Raw genomic sequence first — 16,569 nt, forward strand, 5'->3', positions numbered from 1 at the left:
GGAAGTGTGGTGCGCCCGCGTCTCTAGGATGCCGGGCATAGCTCACGGGGCTCCTGTTTCTGCTGGTGGGACCGTACCCCCCACGTCAACGGGTCCTGCGCGAAGGGGAATTGCGTGTTTTCTTCGTTCTCTGCGTTCTCTGCGTTCTCTGCGTTCTCTGCGTTCTCTGCGTTCTCTGCGTTCTCTGCGTTCTCTGCGCCGGCAGCGCGCAGGCGAGGCGCGGCGCGGCTGGCCGCCGGAACGCTGGTGTCCGGACTCGTCGTCGCCGGTCTGCTGGCCGCAGCCGGCCCGGCCACCGCCGGCGGGACGACGCAGAACCAGGGCGGGGCGACCGCCACCATAGGCGGCCTGAAGACGTACGGCGCAGCGGTGATCCACGACGACAGCGGGGATCAGGAGGTGTCGGCGGGCCTGTTCGAGATGTCCGTCGAGGGCGGAGGCACGCTCCAGACCTACTGCATCGACCTGCACAACCCCACGCAGCGGGACGCCAAGTACCACGAGACCCCCTGGAGCGGCACCTCGTTGGGCACCAACAAGGACGCCGGCCGGATCAGCTGGATCCTGCAGAACTCCTATCCGCAGGTGAACAACCTCGCGGCGCTCGCCGACGAGGCCGGTATCGACGGCGGTCTCACCGAGCAGGACGCCGCTGCCGGCACCCAGGTGGCGATCTGGCGCTACTCGGACGGCGCGGACGTCGACGCGGTCGACGCCCAGGCCGAGAAGCTGGCGGACTTCCTCTACAAGAGCGCCCGGGACGTGGCGGAGCCGAAGGCGTCGCTGACCCTCGACCCGCCCGCGGTCTCGGGCCACCCGGGGGAGCTGCTGGGTCCGGTGACGGTGCACACGAACGCGAGCAGCGTGACGGTGGCGCCACCGGCGGACGCCGCCACGAACGGAGTGCGGATCGTCGGCAAGGACGGCAAGGCGGTCACCTCGGCCACCGACGGCAGCCAGCTGTTCTTCGATGTCCCCGAGGACGCGGCGGCGGGCACGGCCGAGCTGACGGTCCAGGCGTCGACCACCGTGCCGGTCGGCCGCGCGCTCGCCTCCGAGAGCCGCAGCCAGACGCAGATCCTGGCCGGCTCGAGCGAGTCGACCGTCTCGGCGACCGCCAGCGCGGGCTGGGCGGCGCAGGGGGCGATACCGGCACTGTCCGCGGCGGAGAACTGCGCCAAGGGCGGGGTGGACATCACCGCGGCCAACGTGGGCGACGAGGCGTTCACCTTCGAGCTGATGGGAACCGAGCACAGCATCCCGGCGGGCGGGACCCGCACGGTGACCATCCCGCTCCAGGAGGGCCAGGCCTACGACTTCACGATCACGGGGCCGAACGGCTTCGAGAAGCGGTTCACCGGCGTCCTCGACTGCAAGACCCAGGGCAGCGAGTCCGGCGACACTACGCAGACCCTGAGCGAACCGAGCCCCGCGACCGTCGGCGGCACCGGCACCGACACGAACCTCGCCGAAACCGGCGGCGCCAGTGCGACCCCGCTGATCGCCGGCGTGGCCATCGGCCTGGTCGTGATCGGCGGCGCGGCACTGCTGATCACGGGCAGGAAGCAGAACCCGACGCAGGAGTGAGCCCTGCCGCCGCGGCCTTCGGAGCGCCGGTGGACACCGTTCCGGCAGGGCACTAGCTTGCCGAAGTGGATCTCTTCTCGCGCTCTTGGACGGCGTTGCGCACGGCGGTCGACGAACTCTCCGACCAGGACTGGGAACGGCCGTCCGGCTGCACCGGCTGGCTCGTGCGGGACCTGGTGTGCCACCTGATCATCGACGCCCAGGACGTCCTGATCACTCTGGTCACGCCCGCCGAGACCGAACCGACCGTGGACTCGGTCACCTACTGGAACCTCGTCGAGCCCCCGACCGGCGAGGACCCGCTCGACGCACTGATCCCCCGGCTGGCCGCCGCGTACGGCGAGCCGAGGTGGCTCAGATTTCACTTCGACGACGTCGGCTCCGCCGCCGGGCGCGCCGCGGAACTCGCCGCCCCGGGTGCTCGCGTCAGCACTCGCGACGAAGTGCTGACCGTCGGCGACTACCTGTCCGCCTACGTCATGGAATGGACGTTGCACCACCTGGACCTGATCGCACACCTGCCCTCGGCCGCCGAGCCGCCCGCCGAAACCCTCGCGGCGGCCCGCGCGTCACTGGAAGAGATCGCCGGGGCACCGATTCCGGCGTCGTTCTCCGACAAGGACGCGCTGCTCGTCGGAACCGGACGCCGCGTCCCGACGGACGCGGAGAGTGCCGCGCTGGGCGAACTGGCCTCGAAGATCCCGCTCGTTCTCGGCTGAACCAACCCACGGCCGTGATCGGACAGCGACCGTCGAGCCACCGCCCCCGGCGGCGAAACGCCAGGTCAGAGCCGCTCGACCATACGGGTTTCCCCCAAGGGGTAGCCGTCCGGCAAGATGGGGTGTATCTGCCCACTGCCAGATTTCAAGCTGCCGGACGGTTTCTCTTGGCTGAGTTCATTTACACCATGCGCAAGGCGCGCAAGGCGCACGGCGACAAGGTGATCCTCGACGACGTCACCCTGAGCTTTCTTCCGGGTGCCAAGATCGGCGTCGTCGGCCCGAACGGTGCCGGTAAGTCGACCGTTCTGAAGATCATGGCGGGGCTGGAGCAGCCTTCGAACGGTGACGCGTTCCTGTCGCCGGGCTACAGCGTCGGCATCCTGCTGCAGGAGCCCCCGCTGAACGAGGAGAAGACCGTCCTGGAGAACGTCCAGGAGGGTGTCGCCGAGATCAAGGGCAAGCTCGACCGGTTCAACGAGATCGCCGAGCTGATGGCGACCGACTACTCCGACGCGCTGCTCGATGAGATGGGCAAGCTGCAGGAGGAGCTCGACCACGCCAACGCGTGGGACCTCGACGCCCAGCTCGAGCAGGCCATGGACGCGCTCGGGTGCCCGCCCGGCGACTGGCCCGTCACCAACCTCTCCGGTGGTGAGCGCCGTCGCGTCGCGCTGTGCAAGCTGCTGCTCGAGCAGCCCGACCTGCTGCTTCTCGACGAGCCCACCAACCACCTCGACGCCGAGTCCGTGAACTGGCTGGAGCAGCACCTCGCCAAGTACGAGGGAACGGTTGTGGCCATCACCCACGACCGGTACTTCCTCGACAACGTCGCCGAGTGGATCCTCGAGCTCGACCGTGGGCGCGCCTACCCCTACCAGGGCAACTACTCCACCTACCTGGAGACCAAGGCCTCCCGTCTCAAGGTCGAGGGCCAGAAGGACGCCAAGCGGCAGAAGCGGCTCAAGGAAGAGCTCGAGTGGGTGCGCTCCAACGCCAAGGGGCGGCAGGCCAAGTCCAAGGCGCGTCTCGCCCGGTACGAGGAGATGGCCGCAGAGGCCGAGAAGATGCGGAAGCTGGACTTCGAGGAGATCCAGATCCCGCCGGGGCCGCGTCTGGGCAACGTCGTCGTCGAGGTCAACAACCTCAGCAAGGCCTTCGGGGAGAAGGTCCTCATCGACGACCTCAGCTTCACGCTGCCGCGTAACGGGATCGTCGGGGTCATCGGGCCCAACGGTGCCGGTAAGACCACGCTCTTCAAGATGATCCAGGGCATCGAGGACCCCGACTCCGGTTCGATCAAGGTCGGCGAGACCGTCAAGATCTCGTACGTCGACCAGAGCCGCGAGAACATCGACCCGAAGAAGAGCCTGTGGGCCGTGGTCAGCGATGAGCTCGACTACATCAACGTCGGTCAGGTCGAGATGCCCTCGCGGGCCTACGTCTCCGCCTTCGGGTTCAAGGGTCCTGACCAGCAGAAGGCGGCCGGTGTGCTCTCCGGTGGTGAGCGCAACCGCCTCAACCTCGCGCTCACCCTCAAGCAGGGCGGCAACCTGCTGCTCCTCGACGAGCCGACCAACGACCTCGACGTCGAGACCCTGTCGAGTCTCGAGAACGCGCTGCTGGAGTTCCCCGGCTGCGCCGTGGTCGTCTCCCACGACCGGTGGTTCCTCGACCGCGTCGCCACGCACATCCTCGCCTACGAGGGCGAGTCCAAGTGGTTCTGGTTCGAGGGCAACTTCGAGTCGTACGAGAAGAACAAGGTCGAGCGGCTCGGTCCGGACGCCGCCCGTCCGCACCGCGCCACCTACAAGAAGCTGACCCGGGGCTGATCTTGCGGCACATCTACCGCTGCCCGCTGCGCTGGGCGGACATGGACGCGTACGGCCACGTCAACAACGTGGTCTTCCTCCGCTATCTGGAGGAAGCCCGTATCGACTTCCTGTTCCGCCCGGAGAAGGACTTCAAGCAGGGGTCGGTGGTGGCCCGCCACGAGATCGACTACAAGCGGCAGCTCGTCCACCGCCACGCGCCCGTGGACATCGAGTTGTGGGTCACCGAGGTGCGAGCGGCGTCCTTCACCATCGCCTACGAGGTGAAGGACGGCGATGAGGTCTACGTCCGCGCCTCGACGGTCATCGTGCCGTTCGACTTCGAGGCGCAGCGGCCGCGTCGGATCACCGACGAGGAACGCGAGTTCCTCCAGGGCTACCGGGACGACGAGGAGGAGGCCGTCGCCGCATGACGGTGCTCCACCTCGCCGACGAGGGGGAGGCAGCGGATCTCGCGGCCTTCCTCTCCCGGCTGCTCCACTACGACCGTTCGGCCGCGGTGCGTCTGCAGGCGGCCGGAACCGCGCTCGCCGTCTTCGGACGGCCGCCGTCCTTCGAGGTACTGGCGATCCGCGCGGTGCGGCTGGCCAAGCCGTACGAGAACGGGCTCGACGTCACCCTCGACGTGACGGTGTCCGCCGGCGAACTGCTGGAATCCGTCGACGAGTCGGCCGCCACAGCCGTCGTGCCGGCCGCGGTGACCGGACCGCCCTGGGCCGGGGTGCTCCCGCCGCGCGGCGGGTGGCGGGCGGAGCCGGGGCTGCCGGATCCGGACGCGTTGCGTGCGATGGTCGGTGCGGCCGTCGCCGAATTCCGGGGCCGTACAGAGGAGTTGGCACCCGAGCGGCGTACGCGGGCCGAACTCGACCGGGTCGGGCGGGAGATCTGGTCCCGTACGGTCGGAGACACGCGGCTGCCCGTACGGGCCGTGCACGCGGCACAGTCACTGGGCTTCCTGCGGCCCGCTGCGGCCGCGGAGAACCTGGCGCTGGTCTCGTCGGGTGCGTGGCTGCGGCTGCGCACGCCGTACGGGTCGATCGCCGTACGGCGTGCGGGGCTCGGTGCGCTCGACGTCAGCGTCCGCTGACGCTGACCGCTGTCACACCAGGGGCCAGAGGGCGGCGGTCAGGCCGAAGCCGATGACGCCCATCGCGGTCGTGAGGACCGTCCAGGTCCGCAGGCCGCTCGCCACGTCCAGGCCGGCCAGCTTGGTGAACATCCAGTAGCCCGCGTCGTTGATGTGCGAGACGGCCAGCCCGCCCGCGCCCATCGCCAGGGCGACCAGGGAGAGCTGCGCGTGGACAGGGCCAGGACGCGGAGGTCGTTGTCGCAGACCGCGTCCACGACCGCGGTGGCGCCGTCGTGAAGGGTGGCGAGCCTGGCGGCCACGTGGGCGGGGCCGCTGGTGCGCAGGTCGTCGAGGGTGATGCGGAGGACCTTGTCGGCGGGGGTGCGGCCCTTCGTCTTCGGTTACGGGCCGCGATCACTGTGGTGTGCTGTCGTCCGGCCGTACGGCGATGTGGTCCGGCTCCAGTTCCAGGGCCACGCGGTCACGCATGCCCAGGGCCTGGGTGTACTCGGCGGGGAGCTGGAGGCGGCCGGCGCGGTCGAGCATGGCGTATTCGCGGGCCACGACGGTTTCGTGGCCGGTCGTCGCGTCCACCTCGCTGCGGCGCAGGACCTCCGTGGCGGTGCGGCCGTCGCGGATGGCGACGGTGCGGCGCACCTCGTCGGCGACCGTCTGGTCGTGGGTGACGATGACGATGGTGGTGCCGAGGTGTTCGTTCGCGGTACGGAGGGCGGCGAAGATCTGTTCCGCCGTGTGGGAGTCGAGTTCGCCGGTGGGTTCGTCGGCGAGCAGGACCGCGGGGTTGTTGGCGAGGGCCACGGCGATGGCGACGCGTTGCTGCTGGCCGCCGGACATCTGGTGGGGGCGGCGGTCGCGGCAGTCTGCCGTGCCCATCAACTCCAGGAGTTCCAGGGCGCGTTCGGTGTGGGCGCGGTGGTGTCCGCGGGGGCCGGAGAGTTGCATGGGGACGGTGATGTTCTGGGCCGCGGTGAGGTAGGGGAGGAGGTTGCGGGAGGTCTGCTGCCAGATGAAGCCGACGGTCTTGCGGCGGTAGGTGAGGCGGTCCTTGGCGGTCATGGTGAGGAGGTCGTGGCCGGCGACGCGGGCTGCGCCGGCGGTGGGGGTGTCCAGGCCGGCGAGGATGTTCATGAGGGTGGACTTGCCGCTGCCGGAGGCGCCGACGAGGGCCATGAGCTCGCCCTCCCGGACGAGGAGGTCCAGGCCTTGGAGGGCTTGGACCTCTATGCCGTCCGTGGAGAAGATGCGGACGAGGCGGTCGCAGGTGATGAGGGCATCGTGGCCGTAGGCGGGTTGGTTGCGGGTGGTGGTGGCTCGGTGGGCGAGGTCGGCGAGGGTGGGGTTCGTGGTCATACGTAGGTCTCCCGGGGGTCGGTCAGCAGTGGCCCGGTGTTGGTGCTGGGGGTGTGTCGCGCAGCCCGGCGCTTGCGGGGTGCCGCCCGCGCGAATGCCTGCGGCAGGCGGGTTCGATGCGAGGGCGCCCGGGGCTGCGGTCGGCGCGGGGTGTGTCGCGCAGCCCGGCGCTGACGGGGTGCCTCCCCCACTCTCGGCTTCGCTCGAGCGGGGGGACCCCCATCGCCCACCCGTGCCGCCCCAAGCGGCACGCATGCCCGCGGACTGACGGCGTGGCGGGGTGGCACGGATGCCCGCGGGGTGGCGGGGTGGCGGGGTGGCGCGCATGTCCGCGGACCGACGGCGTGGCTGGGTGGCGCGCATGTCCGCGGACTGACGGCGTGGCGGGGTGTAACGCATGCCTGCGGACTGACGCGTGGCGGGGTGGCACGGATGCCCGCGGGGTGGCGGGGTGGCGCGCATGCCCGCGGGGTGGCGGGGTGGCGCGCATGTCCGCGGGGTGGCGGGGCGGCACGGATGCCCGCGGGGTGGCGAGGTGGCGCGCATGTCCGCGGACCGACGGCGTGGCTGGGTGGCGCGCATGTCCGCGGACCGACGGCGTTGCCGAGTGACTCATCGCGCATCCCCCACCCTCAACTCCCGCACCGACCCCCGTCTCCCCACCCACCACGCCTGCACCCCCGCCACCCCCACCGCGATCGCCAGGACCGACAGCGCCGGGATCGTGAGTGACAGGGCGTCGGTCTGCAACTGCGGGCTCGTGCCCAGGGGTTGGGTCGAGGACAGGGCGATGGTCGTCAGGTCGATGCCGGGGGAGAGGAGGCGGATCGTGGCCCAGCCCGTCAGGGTGCCGCCTGCCGCTGCCAGCGTTGCCTGGGGGAGGGACTCGAGGACTAGGAGGTGGCGGGACTGGCGGCGGGTGAGGCCCATGGTGCGCAGGCGGGCCAGGAGGGCGGTGCGTTCCGGGGCCGCGCGCAGGAGGGACAGGAGCAGGGCGAGGACGGCGTAGCCGGCGCCGGCCGCCACCGCCGCCGCGTAGATGCGTTCCGCGCCGGACTGGAGCGGGGAGTCGACGTAGCGGCCGCGTTCCTCCGAGCGCAGGCGGACGGACACGGAGTCGGCCTCCTTCTCCGCCGTCGCCTCCCGCAGTGCCCGTCCGTTCACCTGCTGTCCCGTCACCAGCAGCACGTTCGGGCGGGCCGCCTCCCCGCTCAGGGCCCCGCGGTCCACGATCAGGAAGTCCGTGCCGGACAGGGCCGGGGTACGGTCCCGGACCAGGGTGATCCGGACGGTGACGGTGCTGCCGTCCGCCAGGCGGACCTCGAACGGCCGCGTGCCGTACGTGTCCGCGACCGTGGGGGAGGCGAGGGCCGGAACGACGGACGGTGTCCCGGGGGCTCGCTTCAAGTCGCCTGCCCGGAAGGGCCCCAGGTGGGTCCGGTCCGCCAACTCCGCGTACGTGGCGACGTCGACGCCCGCCAGCGGTACCGACTGCCCGCTCTGCGTGGACTGCGCCCCGTACGCGATGCTCACCTCGGTGAGCCCGCTCACGCCGGGTGAGCGGCGGACCCGGTCGGGAAGGCCGGACGGCAGCGCGGAGTCCGTCACCTCGATGCGGGCGTCGGCGCCGACGGCGAGGAGCGCCGCCTGGTCGCGGGTGTCGTGCACGCCCGCCAGCACGGACCCGCCGAATGCCGCGGTCGTCAGGGCCGTCAGCAGGGCCAGCAGCGGCAGCGCCGCGGAGGCGGACGTGCGCCCCGCGCGGGCCAGGGACAGATGGGCCACGGCGCCGCGCAGCCGGCCGGCGGGGCGGGCGAGACGGCGCAGCGGCAGCGGGTAGAGGCGGATCAGCAGCAGCGCCGCGATCACACCGACCAACACCGGTGCGGACGCGACCAGTTGATCGCCGGACGCGCCGCGTCTGCGCAACGTCTCGACCGCCCCGGCGGCCAGCGTCAGCAGCGTCAGCTCCGCGACCGTACGGCGTCGGGACGGCCGTACGGACGCCACGTCCTCGCGGCCGCCGTGGGCGCGTACGAGCCGGTGGGCGGCCGCCGCGCGCAGGGGCAGTGCGGCGCAGGCGACGGCCGTGACCACGGCGGCGGCCGCGATCGACGGTGTGCTGCGGCCCGAGGGCAGCGCGAGCAGCGCGGCCGCCAGGCCCAGGGCGCCGGCCGGTACCGCCACCACCGCCGTCTCGGCCAGCAGCCGTCCGCCCAGGCCCCGCAGGGAGGCGCCGCGGGCGCGCAGCAGGGCGAGTTCGGCGCGGCGGCGGTCGGCGGCGAGGCCGCCGGCCATCGTCAGGACGACGAGGGCGACGCTGCCGGTGCCGAACGCGGCGACGGCGACCAGCGGGCCGATGCCCGCGCGCAGCCGGGTGTAGGAGCCGATCACCTCGTCGAAACCGGTGACCGCGTCCGCGGACGCGCCGGTGAACGAGCGGATCCGCTGCAGACCGGGACCCGACTCCAGGGCGGCGAGCGAGGACTTCAGACGGTCCAGGTCGCGGCTGTGCAGGGCCGAGGTGTCGGGTGCCAACTGCCAATAGGGACAAGGGTTGCCCTGAGTGCCGAGGAGGGCGGGGCCTGCCTCGGGGGCGAGCAGCAGGGCGCCGAGCCAGTAGGCGTCGTCCGCTCCGCCGCCGGGGATGCGCGCCATGGCCGGAGTACGCAGCAGTGGCTGGGTCGACCAGTATGCGCCGTCCGGATCGCGGGGTGTGACGACGCCGGTGACGCGGACGGCGAACGGGGCGCCGCCCGCTCCGGGCACGTGGACGACCGAACCCACCTTGATGTGCAGCGTCCTGGCGGTCTCTGCGGAGACCGCGGCCTCCACCCAGGTGGTCCCGGCGCTCCCCGACGATCCGTCCGTGCGCGGCAGGCGGCCCGTGCGCAGCCGGGCGTGGTCGGCCAGGCCGTGCTGGGCCACGAGGGTCATGCGGACGGGGTTGCCGCTCGGCTGGGGCAGCCAGGGATCGCTCGCCGGCTGAGGGGTCTCGGTGCGTACGCCGTACGTCGACTGGCCGGGGTCGATGACGAGCGGCCGCCTCGGCACGGTGAGGATCTCGGCGTACTGCTCGGCCAGGGTGTCGGCGTGCAGGATCCCCGGCAGGTCCGCCGGTTCGAGGCCCATGCCGAGCAGCGGCTCGTACACCTGCACGGTGGTCCGGTCGGGGCGGGCCTGCTCGAAGGAGCGGCGCAGGCCCGCGTCCTCGTACCGGTCGAGCGCCCGCGGGAACGCGGCGGCCAGACACGCGGTCACCGCCACCAGCAGGGCGAGGGCACAGGCCGCGGCGGGCGCGGTGCGCAGGCGGGTGCGGATCCAGGGGGCGACGGGCGAAGTGCCGGCTGCTGTCAGGGCCCGCCGCGCCAAGGAGACCACACGCCGCACCCCCGCCGGAGAAAGCACCACCCGCCGCACCTCACTCACCCCCCTGGAACCGCAACGCCGACGCCGGATCCGCCCGCCGCAGCGCCAGGACCACCGTGACGGCGAGCGGGGTCACGGCCACCGCGGCCAGGAGGACGGCCGCCTGACCGGGCGGCAGTTCGACCAGCACGTGCGGCACCGGCCGGGTGGCCTGCGCGGTCAGCACGACCAGCGGGATCACCGCCCGGGTCAGTACGGTTCCCAGGGCCGCGCCCACCAGCAGTCCCAGCAGGACCAGCACACCGTGCTCGGCGGCGATCATGCGGGCCAGCCTGCGGCGCGGAGCGCCGAGGGCGCGAAGGATCGCGAACTCGGCGTCCCGCTCACGCAGGGACCCCGCCGCGCTCACCGCGAACCCGACCGCGGCCAGCGCCGCCGCCACCCCGGCCGCCACCGCGAACGCGGCCTCGGGGCCCGCCCCGAACGGGTCGTCGCGCAGTTCGTCGGCGATCTCGTCCCGCACCACCACCCGCCCGGGGTCCATGTCGGGCCGGGCGCGCAGCGCCGCCGCCACGTCGGCCGCGTGCCCCGGAACCGGTCGCAGCCACCACTCGTTGGGTGGGACGCCCGCGCCGTACCGCTCCTCCAGCACCCGGTTCACGGCCCGCAGGTCGACCAGCAGGGCGCCGCCGGTGTCGGTCTCCGCGGTGGTCGGCAGCTCCCGTACGGTCCGAACGATCCGCACCGGCACGGACTCCCCGCCGAAGGTGACATCCACGTTCTGCCCGGTACGGGCGCCCGCGGAGGTGAGGAAGCGCTCCGTGGCGACACCGGTCACCTCGGGCGCCGCCGGCTGGGTGACCCCGAGGCGCACCGTCAGCGGCGAGGTGCCCCAACTGTCTTCGCTGGGAACGTATCCCGTGTCGTACTCCATCGTGGGCGGCGCGGACGACGTGAGCTGCGGCGGGGTCGGGATGTCGGTGCCGCCCGGAAGAGCCGGTTCCCCGTCGCCGATGCCCGGGGTCGCCGTCCAGGAGGACGGCAACGGCAACCGCCGTGCCGCCCCGTCGGCCGCGACGGACTCCAACCCGTCGACGGTGAAGCGGTGTTGCTGGGCACGGCCGGCCGGCTGGCTCATGTCCAACCGCAGCGAGGAGAGTGTCAACCGGCCCTGGGTGCCGGGGAGTTCCACGACGAGGGCATGGGGGCGGCCGTCGGCGGGGAGCCGTCCGGCGGGCAGCTGGTACGGGATTCCGTACCGGTCCTCCAGGGTGAGCGTCACATCCGCCGTCATCCCCGTCCCCGAGCTGCGCAGCGTCGTCGTCAGCCGCAGTCGCGCGGCGCCCGCGGGCACGTTCACCCCGGCCGCCGAACCCCGCGGGCTCAGCCCGGCCAGCAGGGGCCGTACCGGTTCGGACGCCAGATCGCGGCGCATCAGCAGCATGTCCGCCGCGTGTGCGGTGTCCACGGCCAGCACGGCCGCCGAGCGGCCGCCCGACAGCGGCAGCGTCGTACGGACGACCGGGGCCGCGGCGCCGGCCCGTGGGACGGCGGCGTACTCCTCCGTGCGGCCCAGTCCGGCGGCCCCGGTGCCGAGTACGCGCACCGGCGCACCCGCCCGGAAGTCGGCCTGGTCGGCCTGCGAACGGTCCCAGGACGCGCCCTGCCCGATCGCCAGCATGCCCAGCGCCACGGCGAGGACCAGCAGCAGCACCGGGCCGGCACCGCGCGTCGGACGGCGGCTGAACTGCCAGCCCGCCAGCGCCGTGGCCAGCCCGCGCCCGCCCGCGGCCCGGCGCTCCGCGAGCCGGGCCACCGGCGGCAACAGCCGCAGCGTCAGCACGGTCCCGGCGAGCAGCGCCAGCGCGGGCGCGGCGACGAGCAGCGGGTCGATGCCGAGCGTGCCGGCGGTGTCGCCGGTCACGGCACCGGAGGGCTGCCGGTTCAACTGCCAGTAGGCGACGCCCGCCACCGCCAGCAGGCCGAGGTCGGCGCCCGCCCGCACGGGGGCGGGCAGGGAACGAGGACGTGCGACCCGCGTGCCGTCGGACGAAGGGTCCTCACGGCCGTCACCGCGTGCCCCGCCCAGCGCGGCCGCCAGCTCGGGCGCCGTCACCGCCGACGCGCATCCCAGTGCCACGCCCGCCGCCACCAGCCACACGCCGAGGCGCCCGCCCGACGGCACGTCCAGGTGCAGGCCGATGCGGGCGAGTGGGCCCTGCTCGGCCAGCAGCCTGGTCAGCGGTCCCGCGAGGAGGGGCGCGCAGATCACCGAGGGCCCGGCGAGCAGCAGGGCCTCCAGGGCTGCGAGGCCCGCGATCCGGGCCCGGGAGGCGCCGCGGGCCCGCAGCAGCCGGGTCTCGCCGACGCGTTCGGAGCTCAGCAGCCGGGCCACCAGCAGCAGCGCGCAGGCGGCGAGAAGGGTGAGCTGGAGCGCGACGATCAGCAGGGTGGAACGGGAGACGAGCAGCGCGCGGTCGGCGCGGTCGAGGACGTCGGGCAGCGAGGTGGTCGACGCCGTGGTGCCGCTCAGGGCCGGCTGGTCACGCAGCGCCGCGCTGCCGGTGCGAGCGGCCTCGCGCAGGGTGTCGATCCGGCCGGTCGTCACCGTCGAGTAGTCGGCCGAGGCGAGCCAGGCGGACGGTCCGGCGCTCACCTTTCCACCGGTGATGACGGAAGGGGTGGCGAGCAAAGGACCGTACGTCGTGAAGGCACCCTCCTTCACACCGCGACCGCCGAGGTCGTCCAGCCGCCAGTACGGTGCGGCGGGGTCGGCGGGCCGGTACACGCCGGTGATCCGGACCTGGACGGCGCTTCCGCCGAGCCGGTCGGCGAGGGTGAGCCGGGTGCCGGGCTTCAGACCGAGGCGCCGGGCGGCGGTCTGCGGGACGGCCGCCTCGAGGGCGCTGCCCTCTTCGGGCGCCCGTCCCGCGGTGATGCGCACCTGCGACCGGTCCAGCGCCGCCAGGTACGTGAGATCCGGCTCTCCGGTCCGCTCCGCCCGCGGCTGCAACGAGCGCGGCAGGGCGTACGGCCCCGACCGCAGCAGGGTCCGTACGGTCACCGGTAATCCGTCGAAGGTAGCGCGGGCTCCGTTCCGTACGGTCGTGTCGGCGGCCGTACGGCCCTCGGCCGGCACGTCCGCCTTGACGATCAGGGCGGAGTCGGCCGCGTTACGGGGCTCGCGCAGGGAGTGGCGCAGGGCCGCGTCGCCGATCGCACCCGAGTACGCGGTGAGCGTGGCCAGGACGGCCGAGGTCAGCAGGACGGTGAGCAGCGCGGCGGCGAGAAGCGGACGGTGCGCCCGCGCACGCAGCAGCACGAATCGCGCAAGCCCCGCCGATCCTGTCACGCGGCCCCCCGCCGTGTTGTCCGGACCTCCGGGCGATGTTGTCAGAGGAGACGGGGCGGGGGTAAGCGTTTGTGGGCGGGGCTTGACCGGATCGTGACCGGATTCCGGAGAGGTGCGACCGGAATGCGCGCGTCAGCTGTTCGTGGCGGCGCTCAGTCCGGTGCGTTCACCATCGACGCGGCCGCGTACGTCAGGTAGTTCCACAGCGTCTGCTCGTGCTCCTCGGAGAGGCCGAGCTCGTCGACGGCGTCCCGCATGTGCCTCAGCCAGGCGTCGTGCGCGGCCCGGTCCACGGTGAACGGGGCGTGGCGCATGCGCAGGCGGGGGTGGCCGCGGTTGTCGCTGTACGTCGTGGGGCCGCCCCAGTACTGGATCAGGAACAGGGTGAGCCGCTCCTCCGCCGGGCCCAGGTCCTCCTCGGGATACATGGGCCGCAGGACCGGGTCCTCGGCGACTCCCTCGTAGAAACGGTGGACCAGCCGACGGAAGGTCTCCTCCCCACCGACCTGCTCGTAGAAGGTCTGCTCCTGAAGCGTGCCGCGCCGAATCTCCTTCACGTGGGTTTGCCTCACCAATCTCGTGCCGGTCCGCCCCGAGGCTGTTCGGCCGGGGGCCCGGGGGTGGCCCCGGGAAGTGCAGTACGCCCTCCATGCTCTCAGACCGGGCGACGGAGGACCCGGGGCTTGGCTACCACCCCCGCAAGAAGGGCGGCCGATCGCGGACCGACCGGCTTCGGTGCTCGCCTCCCGCCTTCTCGCGCAGGACAGTGGAGCCATGAGCACGCACGCTCTCGACAAGGGGCTGGAGGATCTCGCCGCCTCGGCGCGGGCCGCGATGGTGCGCGAGATCGAGATGGGTGGGGCCTTCGCCGCCGACCCGGTGTGGAAAGAGGCGTTCCTCGCGGTTCCGCGCCATCTCTTCGTGCCGTACTACTACGTCGGCGTCGTCGGCGGATACGAGCGGCGCTGGGGCGAGAGTCCCGATCGGCGCGCCCGCGAGCGCTGGATACGCGGCGCCTATGCCGACGCCCCGCTGGCGACCAGACTGCGCGACGGGGAGCTGGTCTCCTCCAGCAGTCAGCCGTCCCTCATGGCGATGATGCTGGCCGAGCTGCGGGTCGAGGACGGCAACCGGGTCCTGGAGATCGGCGCCGGCTCCGGATACAACGCGGCGCTGCTGTCGTACCGCCTCGGCGACGAGCTGGTCACGACCGTCGACCTGGACCCGGAGATCACCGAGTCCGCGCGCCGGCACCTCGCCGGCGCCGGATACCGCCCGACCGTCGTCACCGGCGACGGGGCACGCGGAGTCCCGGAGCGCGCCCCCTTCGACCGGATCATCGCGACCTGCACCCTGGCGTCGATCCCGGACGCCTGGCTCGAGCAGTGCCGCCCCGGTGCCCGGATCCTGACACCGCTGGCCACCGGCCTGGTCGCGCTGACGGTGCGGGAACCGGGGCAGGCCGAGGGACGCTTCCTGCACACGCCCGCCTATTTCGTGCCGCTGCGCGGCGGAGGCCGGCCCGGGGCGGAGACCGCGCCGCTGGGCGGGGTCCCGCGGCGGGCCAGGGACCACGAGCTGTTCCGGTTCCTGCTGGCTCTGACGCGCGGCAGCCTCGATCCGCAGGAGGCGCACGCGCTGTGGGAGCGCGAGGGCATGCCGCAGCGTGAGCGGTACGGCCTCACGGTCGGCGGCGGCCGCGCCTGGGCGTGGCTGGACGACCCGGAGGGGCCCTACGTCTGGCCCCTCCCCGGGCCGGGGTTCAGCCTCGCCGGATCGTGATCGTCGTCCAGGCGCCCACGTGCACCCGGTCCCCGTCCTGCAGCGGTACCGGAACGAAGGGCTGGATCGGTTCTTCCGAGCCGTTGACCGTCGTGCCGTTCGTCGAGTTCTGGTCGACGACCGCCCAGCTGCCGTCCGGCTGCTGGACCAGCACCGCGTGCTGGTGCGAGACGCCCGGGTCCTCCGGCGGCACCGACAGGTCGATGTCGGGGGTCTCGCCGGTGGAGTGGCGGCGGCGCCCGATGGTGATCTGGTTGCCGGTCAGCGTGCGCTGCTGCTCCGGCGAGTACGCGGGCAGGTTGAGCCCCGCGGCCTCCGGCCCCGAGCGCTGCATCATCGCCATGAAGTACTCGCGGTCCGGGCCTATGGTCGCCATCCACGTCGCCGGCTGCTGCGGTGCCTGCGGGAAGCCGGGCGGGGCCTGGCCGGCGCCGGGCTGCGGGTAGCCGTAGCCGCCACCCTGGGCGGGGCCGCCGGGGCCGCTGTTCGAGGGCGGGGAGATCACCCAGTCGTCGTCACCCCCGCCGAAGGACTGACCGCCGGGCTGCGGCGGCCGGCCGGTCTCCTGCGGGTACCCGGGCGGGGCCGACGGGCCGGACGGCTGGAACGCCGAGGGAGCGCCGCCGGTCGGGGCGGGTCCGGAGGGCTGGAAGGCCGAGGGGGCGCCACCCGTCTGACCCGGACCGGAGGGCTGGAAGGCCGAGGGGGCGCCACCCGTCTGACCCGGACCGGAGGGCTGGAACGCCGAGGGGGCGCCACCCGTCTGACCCGGTCCGGAGGGCTGGAACGCCGAAGGAGCGCCGCCGGTCGGGGCGGGTCCGGAGGGCTGGAACGCCGAGGGAGCGCCACTGGTCGCACCCGGACCGGAGGGCTGGAACGCCGAGGGGGCGCCACCGGTCGCACCCGGACCGGGCGGCGTCGGCCCGGGCGGCGGCGGGACCGGACGGGAGGGATCGGCACCGAAGGGACCGGGGGGCGGGCCGGGAGGCCCGGGCGGTCCGGCCGGACCCGACGGCTCACCCCCGAAGGGGATCGGCTCGGCGGGCCGGTTCACCTGCGACGGGCGGGAGCTCTGGTAGTCGAACGAGTCGCCACCGCCGTACGACGGCCCCGGTCCCTGCGGGTAGCGCGGGCCCGGGCCGGGCGCCGACGGGCGCGGGGCGGCCGGGGTGTACGACGTCGCCGTGTTCGTCAGGAAGTTCCACCGGCACTCCTCGCAGAACGGCGCACCGCCCTCACGGGGCGTGCGGCACTGCGGGCAGAGCTCCGGCTCGTGGTCCGGTACGGCGGACAGGTGCGGGCGTCCGCCGGGGCCGGGGGCACCGGAACCGCCGGGCGGCGGGAAACCGTAGCCACCGCCGGGCGGGGGCGGCGGAGGGGGCGGAGGTACGGCACCGGCCATGCGGTGACCGCAGACCTCGCACCAGTCGTCGGAACCCGACTGGTGTCCGTTCGGGCAGGTCGGCATGTCGGCGCTTCCCCCTTTCC

At 73.3% G+C, this 16,569-nt stretch carries 12 protein-coding genes; 6 read left to right on the forward strand and 6 right to left on the reverse strand.

The features are described 5' to 3' along the window. Positions 1-228 precede the first annotated feature (228 nt). The 5 genes from ABZO29_RS28365 (at position 229) to ABZO29_RS28385 (ending at position 5,225) form a co-directional block, all read left to right on the forward strand. The gene (locus ABZO29_RS28365; RefSeq protein WP_367326275.1) at positions 229-1,587 is read left to right on the forward strand and encodes a Cys-Gln thioester bond-forming surface protein; all 1,359 of its coding nucleotides are present in this window, start codon (positions 229-231) and stop codon (positions 1,585-1,587) included. A 65-nt stretch (positions 1,588-1,652) separates the two neighbouring features. After that, on the forward strand, positions 1,653-2,306 hold the full coding sequence (locus tag ABZO29_RS28370) for a maleylpyruvate isomerase N-terminal domain-containing protein (RefSeq protein ID WP_367323001.1): 654 nt from the start codon (positions 1,653-1,655) through the stop codon (positions 2,304-2,306). 167 nt (positions 2,307-2,473) lie between these two features. Then, positions 2,474-4,138: an energy-dependent translational throttle protein EttA gene (ettA, locus tag ABZO29_RS28375; RefSeq protein WP_367323002.1), complete on the forward strand. Its 1,665-nt coding sequence runs from the start codon at positions 2,474-2,476 to the stop codon at positions 4,136-4,138. A gap of 2 nt (positions 4,139-4,140) precedes the next feature. Then, entirely contained in the window at positions 4,141-4,551 is a 411-nt protein-coding gene (locus ABZO29_RS28380) for an acyl-CoA thioesterase (RefSeq protein ID WP_367323003.1), read from the forward strand. After that, the gene (locus ABZO29_RS28385) at positions 4,548-5,225 is read left to right on the forward strand and encodes a hypothetical protein (protein ID WP_367323004.1); all 678 of its coding nucleotides are present in this window, start codon (positions 4,548-4,550) and stop codon (positions 5,223-5,225) included. The genes ABZO29_RS28380 and ABZO29_RS28385 overlap by 4 nt, the downstream gene beginning before the upstream one ends. A 12-nt stretch (positions 5,226-5,237) precedes the next feature. On the opposite strand, the gene ABZO29_RS28390 is transcribed toward ABZO29_RS28385, so the two are convergent. The 5 genes from ABZO29_RS28390 to ABZO29_RS28410 form a co-directional block, all read right to left on the reverse strand. Beyond that, entirely contained in the window at positions 5,238-5,408 is a 171-nt protein-coding gene (locus ABZO29_RS28390; RefSeq protein WP_367323005.1) for a hypothetical protein, read from the reverse strand. Positions 5,409-5,621: 213 nt separating this feature from the next. Next, complete coding sequence (locus tag ABZO29_RS28395) at positions 5,622-6,578, reverse strand: ABC transporter ATP-binding protein (protein ID WP_367323006.1); 957 nt, start codon at positions 6,576-6,578, stop codon at positions 5,622-5,624. 612 nt (positions 6,579-7,190) lie between these two features. Further along, positions 7,191-9,959, reverse strand: coding sequence for an FtsX-like permease family protein (locus ABZO29_RS28400; RefSeq protein WP_367326276.1), 2,769 nt, complete (start codon positions 9,957-9,959; stop codon positions 7,191-7,193). Between the two features lie 40 nt (positions 9,960-9,999). Next, complete coding sequence (locus ABZO29_RS28405) at positions 10,000-13,299, reverse strand: FtsX-like permease family protein (RefSeq protein WP_367323007.1); 3,300 nt, start codon at positions 13,297-13,299, stop codon at positions 10,000-10,002. Positions 13,300-13,451: 152 nt separating this feature from the next. Beyond that, on the reverse strand, positions 13,452-13,856 hold the full coding sequence (locus ABZO29_RS28410) for a globin (RefSeq protein ID WP_367323008.1): 405 nt from the start codon (positions 13,854-13,856) through the stop codon (positions 13,452-13,454). 217 nt (positions 13,857-14,073) lie between these two features. On the opposite strand from ABZO29_RS28410, the gene ABZO29_RS28415 reads away from it, so the two are divergent. After that, positions 14,074-15,081: a methyltransferase domain-containing protein gene (locus ABZO29_RS28415; protein ID WP_367323009.1), complete on the forward strand. Its 1,008-nt coding sequence runs from the start codon at positions 14,074-14,076 to the stop codon at positions 15,079-15,081. Here ABZO29_RS28415 and ABZO29_RS28420 read toward each other — a convergent pair. Further along, positions 15,062-16,549, reverse strand: a complete 1,488-nt coding sequence (locus tag ABZO29_RS28420; protein ID WP_367323010.1) for an FHA domain-containing protein — start codon at positions 16,547-16,549, stop codon at positions 15,062-15,064. The genes ABZO29_RS28415 and ABZO29_RS28420 overlap by 20 nt on opposite strands. Between the last annotated feature and the right edge of the window lie 20 nt (positions 16,550-16,569).

The sequence above is a fragment of the Streptomyces sp. HUAS ZL42 genome (genome assembly GCF_040782645.1).
In the GTDB taxonomy this organism is placed as follows: domain Bacteria; phylum Actinomycetota; class Actinomycetes; order Streptomycetales; family Streptomycetaceae; genus Streptomyces.